The organism is Serratia sp. CY81684 (genome assembly GCF_052166595.1).
In the GTDB taxonomy this organism is placed as follows: Bacteria; Pseudomonadota; Gammaproteobacteria; order Enterobacterales; family Enterobacteriaceae; genus Serratia; species Serratia nematodiphila.
On sequence record NZ_JBJNOO010000004.1, the window covers coordinates 567562 to 581389 of the forward strand.

Annotated in this window: 15 protein-coding genes; 6 read left to right on the top strand and 9 right to left on the bottom strand. The window is 60.4% G+C overall.

The genetic code is table 11. The features are described from left to right. Positions 1-63: 63 nt before the first annotated feature. The 4 genes from ACJ8QF_RS17665 to ACJ8QF_RS17680 all read right to left on the bottom strand — a co-directional run bounded on the left by ACJ8QF_RS17665 (position 64) and on the right by ACJ8QF_RS17680 (position 3322). Positions 64-1425: an NCS2 family permease gene (locus ACJ8QF_RS17665; RefSeq protein WP_004936819.1), complete on the bottom strand. Its 1362-nt coding sequence runs from the start codon at positions 1423-1425 to the stop codon at positions 64-66. Between the two features lie 333 nt (positions 1426-1758). Then, the gene (locus ACJ8QF_RS17670) at positions 1759-2166 is read right to left on the bottom strand and encodes a VOC family protein (RefSeq protein ID WP_015379207.1); all 408 of its coding nucleotides are present in this window, start codon (positions 2164-2166) and stop codon (positions 1759-1761) included. A gap of 47 nt (positions 2167-2213) precedes the next feature. After that, positions 2214-2882: a glutathione S-transferase family protein gene (locus tag ACJ8QF_RS17675; protein WP_004936814.1), complete on the bottom strand. Its 669-nt coding sequence runs from the start codon at positions 2880-2882 to the stop codon at positions 2214-2216. After that, on the bottom strand, positions 2879-3322 hold the full coding sequence (locus ACJ8QF_RS17680; RefSeq protein ID WP_265261111.1) for a lipocalin-like domain-containing protein: 444 nt from the start codon (positions 3320-3322) through the stop codon (positions 2879-2881). The genes ACJ8QF_RS17675 and ACJ8QF_RS17680 overlap by 4 nt, the downstream gene beginning before the upstream one ends. Before the next feature lie 195 nt (positions 3323-3517). Here ACJ8QF_RS17680 and bhsA point away from each other — a divergent pair, with 195 nt between their 5' ends. Next, on the top strand, positions 3518-3778 hold the full coding sequence (gene bhsA, locus ACJ8QF_RS17685; protein ID WP_004936809.1) for a multiple stress resistance protein BhsA: 261 nt from the start codon (positions 3518-3520) through the stop codon (positions 3776-3778). A 55-nt stretch (positions 3779-3833) separates the two neighbouring features. Here bhsA and ACJ8QF_RS17690 read toward each other — a convergent pair whose 3' ends face one another. After that, positions 3834-4751 (bottom strand): LysR family transcriptional regulator, encoded by a 918-nt coding sequence (locus ACJ8QF_RS17690; RefSeq protein ID WP_286093622.1) that lies wholly within the window; start codon positions 4749-4751, stop codon positions 3834-3836. Positions 4752-4878: 127 nt separating this feature from the next. Here ACJ8QF_RS17690 and ACJ8QF_RS17695 point away from each other — a divergent pair, with 127 nt between their 5' ends. The 3 genes from ACJ8QF_RS17695 to ACJ8QF_RS17705 all read left to right on the top strand — a co-directional run bounded on the left by ACJ8QF_RS17695 (position 4879) and on the right by ACJ8QF_RS17705 (position 7251). Then, complete coding sequence (locus tag ACJ8QF_RS17695; protein WP_004936803.1) at positions 4879-5628, top strand: 3-oxoacyl-ACP reductase family protein; 750 nt, start codon at positions 4879-4881, stop codon at positions 5626-5628. Between the two features lie 233 nt (positions 5629-5861). Then, positions 5862-6074: a DUF1471 domain-containing protein gene (locus ACJ8QF_RS17700; protein WP_004936800.1), complete on the top strand. Its 213-nt coding sequence runs from the start codon at positions 5862-5864 to the stop codon at positions 6072-6074. Positions 6075-6294: 220 nt separating this feature from the next. Continuing rightward, entirely contained in the window at positions 6295-7251 is a 957-nt protein-coding gene (locus ACJ8QF_RS17705) for a cyclase family protein (RefSeq protein ID WP_049189118.1), read from the top strand. A gap of 85 nt (positions 7252-7336) precedes the next feature. Here the strand turns inward: ACJ8QF_RS17705 and ssb1 are convergent, their stop codons facing one another. Further along, positions 7337-7867, bottom strand: a complete 531-nt coding sequence (gene ssb1, locus ACJ8QF_RS17710; RefSeq protein ID WP_004936793.1) for a single-stranded DNA-binding protein SSB1 — start codon at positions 7865-7867, stop codon at positions 7337-7339. A gap of 277 nt (positions 7868-8144) precedes the next feature. Here ssb1 and uvrA point away from each other — a divergent pair, with 277 nt between their 5' ends. After that, positions 8145-10973 (top strand): excinuclease ABC subunit UvrA, encoded by a 2829-nt coding sequence (gene uvrA, locus ACJ8QF_RS17715; protein ID WP_265261114.1) that lies wholly within the window; start codon positions 8145-8147, stop codon positions 10971-10973. A gap of 229 nt (positions 10974-11202) precedes the next feature. Further along, on the top strand, positions 11203-12255 hold the full coding sequence (locus ACJ8QF_RS17720; protein WP_004936787.1) for an NAD(P)-dependent alcohol dehydrogenase: 1053 nt from the start codon (positions 11203-11205) through the stop codon (positions 12253-12255). Positions 12256-12286: 31 nt separating this feature from the next. Here ACJ8QF_RS17720 and maa read toward each other — a convergent pair whose 3' ends face one another. From maa to ACJ8QF_RS17735, 3 genes are all read right to left on the bottom strand, one after another. Further along, positions 12287-12844 carry a maltose O-acetyltransferase gene (maa, locus tag ACJ8QF_RS17725; protein WP_131165453.1) on the bottom strand — a complete coding sequence of 186 codons (558 nt, stop codon included), beginning with the start codon at positions 12842-12844 and terminating at the stop codon, positions 12287-12289. A gap of 148 nt (positions 12845-12992) precedes the next feature. Continuing rightward, positions 12993-13346 (bottom strand): MmcQ/YjbR family DNA-binding protein, encoded by a 354-nt coding sequence (locus ACJ8QF_RS17730; RefSeq protein ID WP_004936783.1) that lies wholly within the window; start codon positions 13344-13346, stop codon positions 12993-12995. Between the two features lie 4 nt (positions 13347-13350). Continuing rightward, entirely contained in the window at positions 13351-13767 is a 417-nt protein-coding gene (locus ACJ8QF_RS17735; RefSeq protein ID WP_004936779.1) for a secondary thiamine-phosphate synthase enzyme YjbQ, read from the bottom strand. Positions 13768-13828: the final 61 nt, after the last annotated feature.

Here is a 13828-nt window from a genome sequence, read left to right on the forward strand (position 1 = left end):
TCTTAAGAAGGGAATTGCCGTAACAGGCTCCCCCGCCCGGCGGGCGAGGGAAACCCAAGCGGCTTAAATCGCCCAGCCGCCGGCGTAGAACGCCACCAGCGCCACGGCGATCAGCACGGTGCCGATGTTCAGCTTGCGCCATTCGCCGGAGAAGATGCGGCCGATGACCAGCGAGCTGAAGCCCAGCATGATGCCGGTGACGATGTTGCAGGTCAGCACGATGAACACGGCGCACAGCAGGCCGGCCATCGCGTCGACGAAGTCATTGAAGTCCAGCTTGGTGACGTTGCTCAGCATCAGCAGGCCGACGTACATCAGCGCCGGCGCGGTGGCGTAGACCGGCACCAGATAGGCCAGCGGCGACAGGAACAGGATCAGCAGGAACAGAATGCCGACCACGGTGGCGGTCAGGCCGGTCTTGCCGCCCGCGGCGGTGCCGGCGGCGGACTCGATGTAAACCGCAGCGGGCGCGGCGCCCACCAGGCCGGAGAAGATGCTGCTCAGGGAATCCGAGGTCAGCGCCTTGCCGCCGTTGATGATCTGCCCGTCTTTATCCAGCAGGTTGGCCTGCCCGGCCACCGCGCGGATGGTGCCGGTGGCGTCGAACACCGCGGTCATCACCAGCGCCAGCACGCTCGGCAACACCACCGGCTGCAATGCGCCCATGATATCCAGGCTGAAGATCAACGATTTGCCGTCAGCGTCCGCCAGGCTCGGCATGGCGAACAGCCCCTGGTATTTCACCGCCGGGTCGAAGATCAGGCCGATGATGGAAATGGCGATGATCACCAGCAAAATGCCGCCGGGCACGCGCAGTTTCTCCAGGCCGAAGATCACCGCCAGGCCGACCAGCGTCATGACGACCGGGAAAGAGGTGAACGCACCGAGCGCCACCGGCAAGCCATCCAGCGGGTTCTTCACCACCAGGCCGACGCCGTTGGCGGCGATCAGCAGCAGAAACAGCCCGATGCCGATGCCGGTGCCATGCGCCACGCCCATCGGCAGGTTGCGCAGGATCCAGGCGCGGATGCCGGTGACCGAGATAATGGTAAACAGCACGCCCATCAGGAACACCGCGCCCAGCGCCACCGGAATGCTGATGTGCTGGCCCAGCACCAGGCTGAAGGCGGTAAAGGCGGTCAACGAGATCGCACAGCCGATGGCCATCGGCAGGTTAGCCCACAGCCCCATCAACAGCGACCCCAGACCGGCCACCAGGCAGGTGGAGACAAACACCGCCGCCGGCGGGAAACCCGCTTTGCCCAGCATGCTCGGCACCACAATCACCGAGTACACCATCGCCAGGAAGGTGGTCAGCCCCGCCACCACCTCCTGACGCACGCTGCTGCCGCGCGCGGAAATTTTAAAATAGCCATCAAGCCCGCCGGTTGGTTTTGCGGCGTGGTTCGCTTGAGAGTTCGACATAGGTTACTTCCCCTGTGTTTCATGAATCGGCCCGTCACAGCAGGCCTGTAATCTCGCCCGCGCCCGATCGCCACGTAATCGTTTACGTCACGTTCCGCATCCCTGCCCTTATGCCACACCGCCAACGGCGATGCGCACCCAGGCAAACGTTTAACTCGCAGCGCGCGGTACGGGTGATTTATGGTGGTTTATTCAAGGCAAACGATTATCCTGCCTTCCCTAGCGTCTAATCAACTAAAGATCGCGGCAATTTATGCAGAAAACGGCGGGAATGGCTTCTGCGCGAAAAGACGGGGCGATCCGGCGCCCCTGCCGACCTGCTTCACGGCGAGCTTATTGCGCCTGCACCGCCGCGGGATCCATATACATCAATTCCCAGATATGGCCGTCCAGGTCCTGAAATCCGTGGCCGTACATCACGCCATAGTCCCGCGGCGGATGATAGGTATTGCCGCCGCCGGCGATTGCCTTGCGCACCAGTTCGTCCACCGCCGCCCGGCTGGGTTGCGACAGGCACACCAACACTTCGGTGGCCTGTTTGGCGTCGCCGATCGGGTTCGGGGTAAACATCCTGAATTTGTCGTGGGTCAGCAGCATCACGTAAATCGTGTCGCTGACCACCATGCAGGCGGCGGTATCGTCGGTAAATTGCGGGTTGAAGCTGAAGCCAAGCTGGGTGAAAAACGCCATTGAGGCGGGCAGATCGCGTACGGGCAGGTTAACGAAGATTTGCGTAGCCATGGGCTACCTCCGATGAAGAATGACCCCATCGAGTATAGCCCATCCGCTTAACTCAGCAGGTCGTAAGGACCGCCCTGCTCCAATGCCCGCTGGTAGGCGGGCCGGGCGTGAATGCGCTGCAGGAAGCCGCGCAGTTTCGGGCAATCATCCAACGCGCCGCGCGCCGCCATCGCCTCCAGCGGGAAGCTCATCTGAATATCCGCCGCGCTGAAGTCGTTGCCAACGAACCAGCTGCCCTTATTCAGGTGCTGTTCGAGGAATTCGCAGTGCGGCGCGATCTGCTTGTCGAGGTATTCCCGCTGCACGCCTTTGCCGATCGCACCGGCCACCGGCCGCAGCAGCCAGGGGATCGGCGGCTGGCCGAGACGGCTGAACACCAGCTTCATCACCAACAGCGGCATCAGCGATCCTTCGGCGTAGTGCAGCCAGTAGCGGTATTGCTGACGCGCGTGGAAGTCGGTTGGCATAAACATGCCCTGTGCGTCGTAGGCTTCCTGCAAGTATTCGATAATGGCGCCGGATTCCGCCAGCGTCAGATCGCCATCGACGATCACCGGCGATTTGCCCAACGGGTGGATCTTTTTCAGCGCCGGCGGCGCCAGCATGGTGTTGGGATCGCGCTCGTAGCGCTGCACCTGATAGGGCACGCCCAGCTCTTCCAGAAACCACAGAATGCGCTGCGACCGCGAGTGATTGAGATGATGAACGATGATCATGACGACGCTCCTGTCCGCTGCCACACCAGTTCGCCAACCTGCACGCCGTTGCCGAGCTGCAGCGGCACCGTGCGCAACGTCAGCCGATCAGCGTTAAAGGCGTAAAAACGCACCTGACGGCTGCCTATCCAATTGGGGAACGAGCAGCCTTCAACCTGATGCACCACCCGTTGCTCGCTTTCTTCCACCTGATAACGGCCGAAGTAGCAAATCATATTGATGAAGGCGGCACGGATCTCCCGCTCGGATCCCTGCGCCAAATCGTCGGCGACGAAACGCGGCCGCACGGCGCTGTATAGCTGCGCCGCCATCGTGCCGTTGGCCTCATAGTGGATGCGCCCCAACACCTGCTCGCCCAGCGGGTAATTCAGCTCGCCGTTCTGGTTTTTGAACGCCGACGACACCAACGCCCAACTGCCGATAAACGCATTCATCGTCATGACGCTTCTCCGGTTAAGGATCGTCTGTAAAGGGTAGTGGCGATTGTTGCCCCGCGCCAGCGGATGAAAAATAATCAATTTATTTGACAGAGATACTCAAAACTCTCCGATTTTTTATTCACATCCGGTGCACTAGTATTTAACACATCGAGAGACAACGGGCTCTCACCTAACAAACACTCTGAGGAACGTATCATGAAAAACGTCAAAATTTTTGCAACCGCTGCGCTGCTGGCTACCGCTTCTTTCGCTACCTTCGCCGCTGACCTGCCTTCCAGCCAACCTGCTGCAGACGCCCAGAAGATCGGCGTCGTCACCGTGAGCGGCGCCGCTAACCTGAGCGCGCTGGAAAGCGAACTGGCCAGCAAAGCCGCCGCGTCGGGCGCCAGCGCCTACCGCATCGTCGCCGCCGGTGGTCAGAACAAACTGTACGGCACCGCAGAAATCTTCAACTGATCGTCGGACAGCCAACCGACGGAAGAAAGAAGCCCCGCAAGGGGCTTTTCTCGTTTTAGCGGGCGTCGAAGCGCGCCGCCAACTTCTGCAGGCGGAACTGTTCGGTGATGAAATCGACAAACACCCGGGTTTTGGTCGGTAAGAATTTGGTGGTGGGAAAATAGAGATACACGCTGCCGCGATCGACATACCAGCCCGGCAGAACCCGCACCAGACGGCCGTTTTCCAGATAAGGCGCCGCATTCGGCATGCCGATCAGCGCGATGCCCAATCCCATTTCCGCCGCCCGCGCCGCCGCTTCCGGTTCATTGACCGTCATGCTGACCGTCATCCCCGGCGCACGCTGCTCATTCTGGGCATTTCGCAGCGGCTGGTGGCGAATGCGCCCGGTCTGCGGCGAACGGATGAAAATCCCGGCGTGTTGCGCCAGTTGCTCCGGTTCCGTCAACGGCGGCCGCTGCCGCAAGTATTCTGCCGAAGCGACCAATACGCCATGCGCAGGCGCCAGCTCGCGAGCAATCATCCCCTGCGCCAACTCGATGCCGCCGCCCAGCGCAGCGTCAAAGTTCTCACCGATCAGATCCACCTGGCGATTGTCGAAATGCCAGTCCGGTACAATCGCCGGGTACTGCGTCAAAAACATCGGCAGCATCGGCAACACGAAGTGCAGGCCGAAGGCGGTGCCCATGCTGACCTTCAAGCCGCCGGCCGCCGCGCCGCCGCCGCTGCTCAACCCCTTCAATGCACACTGGATCGATTGCAACCCGCCGCTCACCTCACTGAGAAAACGCTCGCCTGCTTCGGTGAGGATCAACTTGCGGGTATTGCGTTGAAACAGCCGCACGCCGACCACCGCCTCCAGCCGGGTGACATTCTTGCTTACCGCCGCCGGGCTGAGGCCCAGCTTGCGGCCGGCGGCGGAGAAACTGCCGTTTTCCGCGCTGCTGACGAAGCACTCCAGATGTCCCAGCATGCTTTTTCCTTATGGATTTTAAACTAATGGTTTTAACTGATTATAGCTCTTTGTGGCTAGTGGCCGTGCAAGCGATCTCCGATACTGAATGCCGACACTTTACCCTCATCCACTCTGGAGAAATAACATGACCACAGCACTCCCACTGCAAGGCAAAGTCGCATTCGTTCAGGGCGGTTCCCGCGGCATCGGCGCCGCCATCGTGAAACGCTTGGCGAGCGAGGGCGCCGCCGTCGCCTTTACCTACGCCGCCTCGGCAGATCGCGCCGAAGCGGTGGCGAGCGCCGTTACCGCCGCCGGCGGCAAAGCCCTCGCCATCAAGGCCGACAGCGCCGATGCTGCGGCGTTGCAGCAGGCGGTTCGCCAGGCGGTGAGTCACTTCGGCAACTTGGATATTCTGGTGAACAACGCCGGGGTATTTACGCTGGGCGGCACCGAGGAACTGGCGCTGGACGACCTGGATCGCATGCTGGCGGTCAACGTACGCAGCGTATTCGTCGCCAGCCAGGAGGCGGCGCGCCACATGAACGACGGCGGCCGTATCATCCACATCGGCAGCACCAACGCCGAGCGCGTACCGTTCGGCGGCGCGGCGGTGTACGCGATGAGCAAATCGGCGCTGGTCGGGTTGACCAAGGGCATGGCGCGCGATCTCGGCCCACGCGGCATCACCGTCAATAACGTGCAGCCCGGCCCGGTGGACACCGAAATGAACCCGGACGCCGGCGAGTTCGCCGATCAGCTCAAGCAGCTGATGGCGATCGGCCGTTACGGCAAAGATGAAGAAATCGCCGGTTTCGTCGCCTACCTGGCGGGCCCGCAGGCGGGTTATATCACCGGCGCTAGTCTGAGCATCGACGGCGGCTTCTCGGCGTAGCGCTCAAAGCCCCGCAAGGGGCTTTTTTTTCATTCGCTCCCCGACGAGCGCTTCTCACCTCGCACGGCATATTCGGCCTTGAAAGACAATAATAGAATTAGTTTATGCGCAAAAATGGAATAGTTTATTGACGATTCTGTTATTTATTCACCAGGCCGACGTCTTTATCCTTCGCTCCATCGTGTCGTACCGGACACCCTTATTTTTCGAACCTTCGAACACAGGATAAAGATATGAAAACCATGACCACCGTTATTTCACTCGCTCTGTTTTCCATGCTGTCGTTTAACGCCGCGGCAGAAAGCGTGACCGCAACCGGCAGAACACTGGATTCCACCGAAGCCCTCATCGCTAAAAAAGCGCAAGAAGCCGGCGCAAGCGGCTACAAAATTACCAGCGCCTACATGGGCAATTTCGTCACCATGAGTGCAGAACTGAAAAAATAATGCGTTTAGTGAATAACGCCGTGCATACGGCGTTATTCATTACCGCATGATTAAGGAAATCATCGCCGGGCGCCTTTTTAAAAATTACGCTAGCGTACCCAGTACACAGAAAAAATGAGCCGTTCCCTCACCGGTTATTATTCGGCGGCCTCACGCCGCCAATTTCCGGAGGCTCACTTTCATTCGCCCTGCAATACTCCGTTATAAGGATGAGTCACTGATGAAATCATTGTATCGCCTCTCCCTCTTGCTGCCCTTGCTGGCCGCAGTGCCCACGCACGCCGCAGAATCCGCCGCGCAGTCGTCAGACTGGTATCCTTCCGTTTACGGCGCAAAAGACGAAATCGGCGCGGCCAACCTGCTCACGCCTGAGGTCGTATTACAGTCCGTGCAGTTGGTAAAACAAGGCAAGACATTGCCATTGGCGGTGCCCGTCGATAAAGATTTCCCGGCGTTCCGCCACCGCAGCTTCCGCTTATATAATATTCAGCCTGGTCAGCAGGATGGTAAAACGCTTGGCCCAAATAAATTCACCTTTAATGATGAATTGGTGAATGCCTGGACCGGCGTCGGCACTCAGTTGAATGGCATTGGCCATATCGGCATCGACAATGTTTATTATAACGGCAATAAGGCGGCGGATTTCGTCACCGTAGATGGCGTGAAAAAATTGGGCGTGGAAAAAGTGCCGCCCATGGTCACACGCGGCGTCGTACTCGATATGACGGCTTATTATAATAAAGCGATCGTTCCGGGCGGCACCGAATTTTCCGTTGCGGATATTCAAGCGGTGCTTAAAAAGCAGGGCATCAGTTTACGCAAAGGCGACGTTGTCTTGTTCAATACCGGCTGGCTGGAGCTGATTGGCAAAGACAATAAAAAGTTCCTGGAAGTTGAACCGGGCATCGGCATGGAAGCGGCGAAATGGTTGGCCGACCAAGGCATCGTGGCCTTCGGCGGTGATACCTGGGCCTCCGAAGTTTACCCTAACCCGAAAAATGACGAAGAGTTCCCGGTCAACCAGTACCTGCTGGCCAAACGCGGCGTCTATAACCTGGAGCTGATCGACAGCCGCCCGCTGGTGCGCACGAAAACCTGGGAATTCCTGTTCGTGCTGGGGCAACCGCTGTATGTCGGTTCAACCCAGGTCAATATCAACCCGGTAGCAATTTACTGATTGGCGACACCGCCGCAGAAAATCAGCGGCTAACGAACACAAAAAACCCCGCCTGAGCGGGGTTTTTTTAGCGCTGTTGCCAGGCTTAGAACGGGATATCGTCGTCGAAATCCATTGGTGGTTCGTTGCTGGTCGCCGGTGCGCTGTTCTGCGCCGGGCGAGACTGCTGCTGGCCGCCGCTGAACTGGTTGCCGCCCTGTGGCTGCTGAGGCTGGCCCCAACCGCCCTGGCCGCCGGCAGATTGACCGGCCGGTGCACCGCCGCCCTGACGGCCGCCCAGCATCTGCATGGTGCCGCCGACGTTAACCACGATCTCGGTGGTGTAGCGATCCTGGCCGCTCTGATCCTGCCATTTACGGGTCTGCAGGGAGCCTTCGATGTAGACCTGAGAGCCTTTACGCAGGTATTCACCCGCCACTTCGGCCAGTTTGCCGAACAGCACAACGCGGTGCCACTCGGTCTTCTCTTTCTGTTCGCCGGTCGCCTTGTCACGCCAGCTTTCGGAGGTCGCCAGGGTAATGTTGGCCACTGCGCCGCCGTTCGGCATGTAACGGACTTCTGGATCCTGACCCAGATTCCCGACCAGAATTACTTTGTTTACGCCTCTGCTGGCCATGAGCACTTCTCCCGATGATTGATTTCTACACAGTATAAACGCGTCAGTTTACCACGCTGAGTACGAAACCACACCCGTGTTGATAAGTGCGAATTGCATTCCAGAATTGTCTTTTCGATCGACCTTGTTGCATTCGCATACTGGATATTCATTCAGGTTTTTTTGTGTCATAATTATGCGTTTCGACCTGGCTGTGCCGGTTTTTTGCGAGATCCATCACAAAATCCCCCGCAAAAATCGCGACAGGCGCGGTGTATCATCAAGACGGGAAGTGTAAATGGACAATATCGAAGTTCGTGGTGCTCGAACCCATAATCTGAAAAACATCAACCTGATCATCCCGCGTGACAAACTGATCGTCGTCACCGGCCTGTCCGGTTCCGGCAAGTCTTCGCTGGCTTTCGATACGCTGTATGCCGAAGGGCAGCGGCGTTATGTCGAATCACTCTCTGCCTATGCGCGCCAGTTCCTGTCGCTGATGGAAAAACCGGACGTCGATCATATCGAAGGCCTGTCGCCGGCGATCTCCATCGAGCAGAAATCCACCTCGCACAACCCGCGCTCCACGGTCGGCACCATTACCGAGATCCATGACTACCTGCGCCTGCTGTTCGCCCGCGTCGGCGAGCCGCGCTGCCCGGATCACCATGTGCCGCTGGCGGCGCAGACCGTCAGCCAGATGGTCGACAACGTGCTGAGCCAGCCGGAAGGCAAGCGCCTGATGCTGCTGGCGCCGGTGGTGAAAGACCGCAAGGGCGAGCACACCAAAACGCTGGAAAACCTGGCCGCCCAGGGCTATATCCGCGCGCGCATCGACGGCGAAGTGTGCGATCTGTCCGATCCGCCGAAGCTGGAGCTGCAGAAGAAACACACCATCGAAGTGGTGGTCGATCGCTTCAAGGTGCGCGACGACATGGCGCAGCGCCTGGCCGAATCGTTCGAAACCGCGCTGGAGCTGTCCGGCGGCACCGCGGTGGTGGCGGATATGGACGACGAAAAAGCGGACGAGCTGCTGTTCTCCGCCAACTTCGCCTGCCCGATCTGCGGCTACAGCATGCGCGAGCTGGAACCGCGCCTGTTTTCCTTCAACAACCCGGCCGGCGCCTGCCCGACCTGCGACGGCCTGGGCGTGCAGCAGTTCTTCGATCCGGATCGCGTGGTGCAAAACCCCGAGCTGTCGCTGGCCGGCGGCGCGATCCGCGGCTGGGATCGCCGCAACTTCTATTACTTCCAGATGCTGCGCTCGCTGGCGGAGCACTATGAGTTCGACGTCGAAGCGCCATTCAACACCCTGAGCGCCAACGTGCAGAAGGCGGTGCTGAGCGGCTCCGGCAAAGAGTCGATCGAGTTCAAATACATCAACGATCGCGGTGATACCACCGTGCGCCGCCATCCGTTCGAAGGCGTGCTGCACAACATGGAGCGCCGCTATAAAGAGACCGAGTCCAGCGCGGTGCGCGAAGAGCTGGCGAAGTTCATCAGCAACCGGCCGTGCGCCTCGTGCCACGGCACTCGCCTGCGTGAAGAAGCGCGCAACGTGTTTGTCGAAGACACCACGCTGCCGGAGATCTCCGATCTGAGCATCGGCCATGCGATGACCTTCTTCCAGAACATGAAGCTCAGCGGCCAGCGCGCCAAAATCGCCGAGAAAGTGCTGAAAGAGATCGGCGACCGCCTGAAATTCCTGGTGAACGTCGGCCTGAACTACCTGTCACTGTCTCGCTCGGCGGAAACGCTCTCCGGCGGCGAAGCGCAGCGTATCCGCCTCGCCAGCCAGATTGGCGCCGGCCTGGTGGGCGTGATGTACGTGCTGGATGAGCCGTCGATCGGCCTGCACCAGCGCGACAACGAGCGCCTGCTGGAAACGCTGATCCACCTGCGCAACCTCGGCAACACGGTGATCGTGGTGGAGCATGACGAAGACGCCATCCGCGCCGCCGATCACGTGATCGACATCGGCCCCGGCGCCGGCGTACACGGCGGCCAGGTGGTGGCGGAAGGCACCGTCGACGACATCATGGCGCAGCCGGAATCGCTGACCGGCCAGTTCCTCAGTGGCAAGCGCGAGATCGCCATCCCCGCGCAGCGCGTGCAGGCCGATCCGACCAAGGTGCTGAAGCTGAGCGGCGCGCGCGGCAACAACCTGAAAGACGTGACGCTGACGCTGCCGGTCGGTCTGTTTACCTGCATCACCGGCGTGTCCGGCTCCGGCAAATCGACGCTGATCAACGATACGCTGTTCCCGATCGCCCAGCGCCAGCTCAACGGCGCCACCATCGCCGAACCGGCGCCGTTCCGCGAAGTGACCGGCCTGGAACATTTCGACAAGGTGATCGACATCGATCAGAGCCCGATCGGCCGCACACCGCGCTCCAACCCGGCCACCTACACCGGTATCTTCACCCCGGTGCGCGAGCTGTTCGCCGGCGTGCCGGAATCGCGCAGCCGCGGTTACACGCCGGGCCGCTTCAGCTTCAACGTCAAGGGCGGGCGCTGTGAAGCCTGCCAGGGCGACGGGGTGATCAAGGTCGAGATGCACTTCCTGCCGGACATCTACGTGCCGTGCGACCAGTGCAAGGGCAAACGTTATAACCGCGAAACGCTGGAAGTGAAGTACAAGGGCAAGAGCATCCACGAAGTGCTGGAGATGACCATCGAAGAAGCGCGCGATTTCTTCGACGCGGTGCCGGCGCTGGCGCGCAAGCTGCAGACCCTGATGGATGTCGGCCTGTCCTACATCCGCCTCGGCCAGTCGGCCACCACGCTCTCCGGCGGTGAAGCGCAGCGCGTCAAGCTGGCGCGCGAACTGTCGAAGCGCGGCACCGGCCAAACGCTGTATATCCTCGACGAACCGACCACCGGTCTGCACTTCGCCGATATCCAACAGCTGCTGGCGGTGCTGCATCAGCTGCGCGATCAGGGCAACACCATCGTGGTCATCGAGCATAACCTGGATGTGATCAAGACCGCCGACTGGATCGTCGATCTGGGGCCGGAAGGCGGCAGCGGCGGTGGCGAGATCCTGGTCGCCGGCACGCCGGAAACGGTCGCCGACTGCGAGCAATCGCACACCGCACGCTTCCTGAAGCCGCTGTTGAACCAGTAATGTCGCCGGCGTGCGGGCCGTCGTTCAGGCGGTCCGCACGCTGCCCCGTTTCCCCGCAATCGAACAGAAACAGGCAAGATTTCGACATTTTCAGGCATTTCCCTCCGCGCTCACCGCTTCTATCATCAATGTTCCCTCGGCGGCCGCCCTGTCTGATTCAGGCCGCGTCTCGCCGGCACTTCGCTGCCGGTCAAACGTTGTCCCCCCTACATTGATAACTGGAGCGACCATGAACATTACCCATGCCTATGCCGCGCATGACGCGAAGTCTGCGCTGGTGCCTTTCGATTACCAGCCGCGCGCCCTGCGCGACCACGATGTGCAAATTCAGGTGTTGTTCTGCGGCGTCTGCCACTCGGATCTGCACCAGGCGCGCAATGAATGGAGCAATACGATTTACCCGGTGGTGCCGGGCCACGAAATCGTCGGCCGCGTTAGCGCCGTCGGCGACCATGTCTCGCGTTACCGGATCGGCGATCTGGTCGGCGTCGGTTGCATGGTGGATTCCTGCCGCAGCTGCCCGAGCTGCGATGAGGGGCTGGAACAGTATTGCGAGAACGGCTTTACCGGCACCTATAACGGCCAGGATCGCCACACCGGCGCCGTGACCTACGGCGGCTACTCCACCAATCTGGTGGTGGATCAGGACTTCGTGCTGCGCGTGCCGGAAAACCTCGATCCGGCCGGCGTCGCGCCGCTGCTGTGCGCCGGCATCACCACCTATTCGCCGCTGCGCCAGTGGGGCGCGGGGCCAGGCAAAAAGGTCGGCATCGTCGGGCTCGGCGGGCTGGGGCACATGGGCGTCAAACTGGCGCGGGCGATGGGCGCGCATGTGGTGCTGTTCACCACCTCGCCGTCGAAAATCGAAGACGCCAAGCGCCTCGGCGCCCATGAAGTGGTGATTTCGCGCAACCCGGATGAGATGGCGCAGCACGTCAACAGCTTCGACTTCATCCTCAACACGGTAGCGGCTCAGCACGATCTGAACCCGTTTCTCAACTTGCTGCGCCGCGACGGCACCCTGACGCTGGTCGGCGCGCCGGAGCACGATCATCCGTCACCGCAGGTGTTCAACCTGATCATGAAGCGCCGCCGCATCGCCGGTTCGCTGATCGGCGGCATCGCGGAAACGCAAGAGATGCTGGACTTCTGCGGGCAGCACGGCATCACGTCGGATATCGAGCTGATCCCGATGCAGCAAATTAATGAGGCCTATGAACGCATGCTGAAAAGCGACGTGAAGTACCGCTTCGTGGTGGATATCGACTCGCTGCGCGCCTGATGACGGCGGGCGCCCGGCGGCGCCCGTTTTTTTATAGCTGCTTGATGATCCTGGCCGGGTTGCCGCCCACCACGCAATTGGCCGGCACGTCTTTGGTCACCACCGCGCCGGAGGCCACGACCGCATTATCGCCGATGGTCACTCCCGGATTGATCACCGCGCGCCCGCCGATCCACACGTTGTCGCCAATCCTGACACTCTTACCGAACTCCGCCCCGCCGACGCGAGTCTCGGCGTCCAGCGGATGGGTGGCGGTATAGATATGCACGCCCGGCGCCAGCAGGCAGTTGTCGCCGATATGCACCTCGCATACGTCGAGGATCACGCAGTCGAAGTTGGCATAGAAGTTCTTGCCGAGATAGATGTTATAGCCGTAGTCGCAGCGGAAGGTCGGCTCGATGGTGCCGCCCTGATAGCGGCCCAGCAACTCACCCAGCCATTGTTTGCGCAGCTCGCCCTCTTCCGGCGAAGAGTAGTTATAGCGATGCGTTAGCTGGCGTGCGCGCCGGCGTTCGCTGCGCAGCAGTTCATCGCCGGCGTCGTACAGTTCCCCGGCGATCATCTTGCGCTTTTCTTCGCTCATGGCCATGTCGGCCTCCTTCATCCGCGTGTCTTGAATGCCCAAGCGTAGCTGTTTTAGTGCCGCAATAAAAAGGGAACGTTCCCAAACCCAGGTCGCGATCACGCTTTAACATGAAAAAAACAGAAGAAAAACGGGCGGCGCCGCCGCCCGGCAATCAGGCACGCAGTTCCTGGCGCACGTGTTCGGGCAGGCCGTCCACCACCAGCTGATAGGAGCTGTCGATCAGCGTGTAAAACTGCGAGTTCGGCAGATTGCCGTCGAGAAACACCGTATTCCAGTGCGCCTTGTTCAGACCGTCGCAGGCGACGATCTCCGGATGGTGTTCACGCAGGCTTTCCGCCAGCTCCGGGCTGGACTTGACCGCCAGCGCCGGCCGCCCTTCGACCTCGCACACCATGGCGAACATCACGTCGCCCACCTTGATCTGGCTGGCCTGCCACTGGTTCTGGTCGCTCTGCTCCGCGCCCGGCTTCGCCATGCAGTACTCCAGCAATGCGCTGTTATTCATTGGGTTATTCCCCCTGTAACGTGGCCACAATACGGCGTGCTCCGCCGTGGATGCGGTGCTCTCCCAGCCAGATGCCCTGCCATGTGCCCAACATCAGCCGCCCGTGCCTGACGGGCAGCGTCAAGGAAGCGCCCAGCAGCGAGGATTTGATGTGCGCCGGCATGTCGTCCGGCCCTTCGTAGTCATGCTGATAGGGTGCGTTTTCCGGCACCTGACGCAGGAAATGCTGCTCCATATCGGCTCGCACCGTGGGATCGCAGTTCTCGTTGAGCGTCAGCGAGGCCGAGGTGTGCTGCAGCAACAGATGCAGCAGGCCGGTTTGCAGGCGGTGTAAGTGGGTTAACTGGTTGACTATCTCGTCGGTAACCAGATGAAAGCCACGCGCTTTTGCGCTGAGGATTAGCGTTTGCTGATGCCACATGAGTGAGCGCCCCTCAATCAGTATATTCTCTCTCCGGTTTGCGGCAACTTCGGCGGCGCGC

Coding starts and splice junctions, on each gene's coding strand:
- ACJ8QF_RS17675 (WP_004936814.1), bottom strand. CDS start 2,882: ATGATCATCGTTCATCATCTCAATCACTCGCGGTCGCAGCGCATTCTG.
- ACJ8QF_RS17695 (WP_004936803.1), top strand. CDS start 4,879: ATGACCACAGCACTCCCACTGCAAGGCAAAGTCGCATTCGTTCAGGGC.
- ACJ8QF_RS17730 (WP_004936783.1), bottom strand. CDS start 13,346: ATGAATAACAGCGCATTGCTGGAGTACTGCATGGCGAAGCCGGGCGCG.
- ACJ8QF_RS17700 (WP_004936800.1), top strand. CDS start 5,862: ATGAAAACCATGACCACCGTTATTTCACTCGCTCTGTTTTCCATGCTG.
- ACJ8QF_RS17690 (WP_286093622.1), bottom strand. CDS start 4,751: ATGCTGGGACATCTGGAGTGCTTCGTCAGCAGCGCGGAAAACGGCAGT.
- ACJ8QF_RS17705 (WP_049189118.1), top strand. CDS start 6,295: ATGAAATCATTGTATCGCCTCTCCCTCTTGCTGCCCTTGCTGGCCGCA.
- ACJ8QF_RS17680 (WP_265261111.1), bottom strand. CDS start 3,322: ATGACGATGAATGCGTTTATCGGCAGTTGGGCGTTGGTGTCGTCGGCG.
- ACJ8QF_RS17665 (WP_004936819.1), bottom strand. CDS start 1,425: ATGTCGAACTCTCAAGCGAACCACGCCGCAAAACCAACCGGCGGGCTT.
- bhsA (WP_004936809.1), top strand. CDS start 3,518: ATGAAAAACGTCAAAATTTTTGCAACCGCTGCGCTGCTGGCTACCGCT.
- uvrA (WP_265261114.1), top strand. CDS start 8,145: ATGGACAATATCGAAGTTCGTGGTGCTCGAACCCATAATCTGAAAAAC.
- ssb1 (WP_004936793.1), bottom strand. CDS start 7,867: ATGGCCAGCAGAGGCGTAAACAAAGTAATTCTGGTCGGGAATCTGGGT.
- ACJ8QF_RS17670 (WP_015379207.1), bottom strand. CDS start 2,166: ATGGCTACGCAAATCTTCGTTAACCTGCCCGTACGCGATCTGCCCGCC.
- ACJ8QF_RS17735 (WP_004936779.1), bottom strand. CDS start 13,767: ATGTGGCATCAGCAAACGCTAATCCTCAGCGCAAAAGCGCGTGGCTTT.
- ACJ8QF_RS17720 (WP_004936787.1), top strand. CDS start 11,203: ATGAACATTACCCATGCCTATGCCGCGCATGACGCGAAGTCTGCGCTG.
- maa (WP_131165453.1), bottom strand. CDS start 12,844: ATGGCCATGAGCGAAGAAAAGCGCAAGATGATCGCCGGGGAACTGTAC.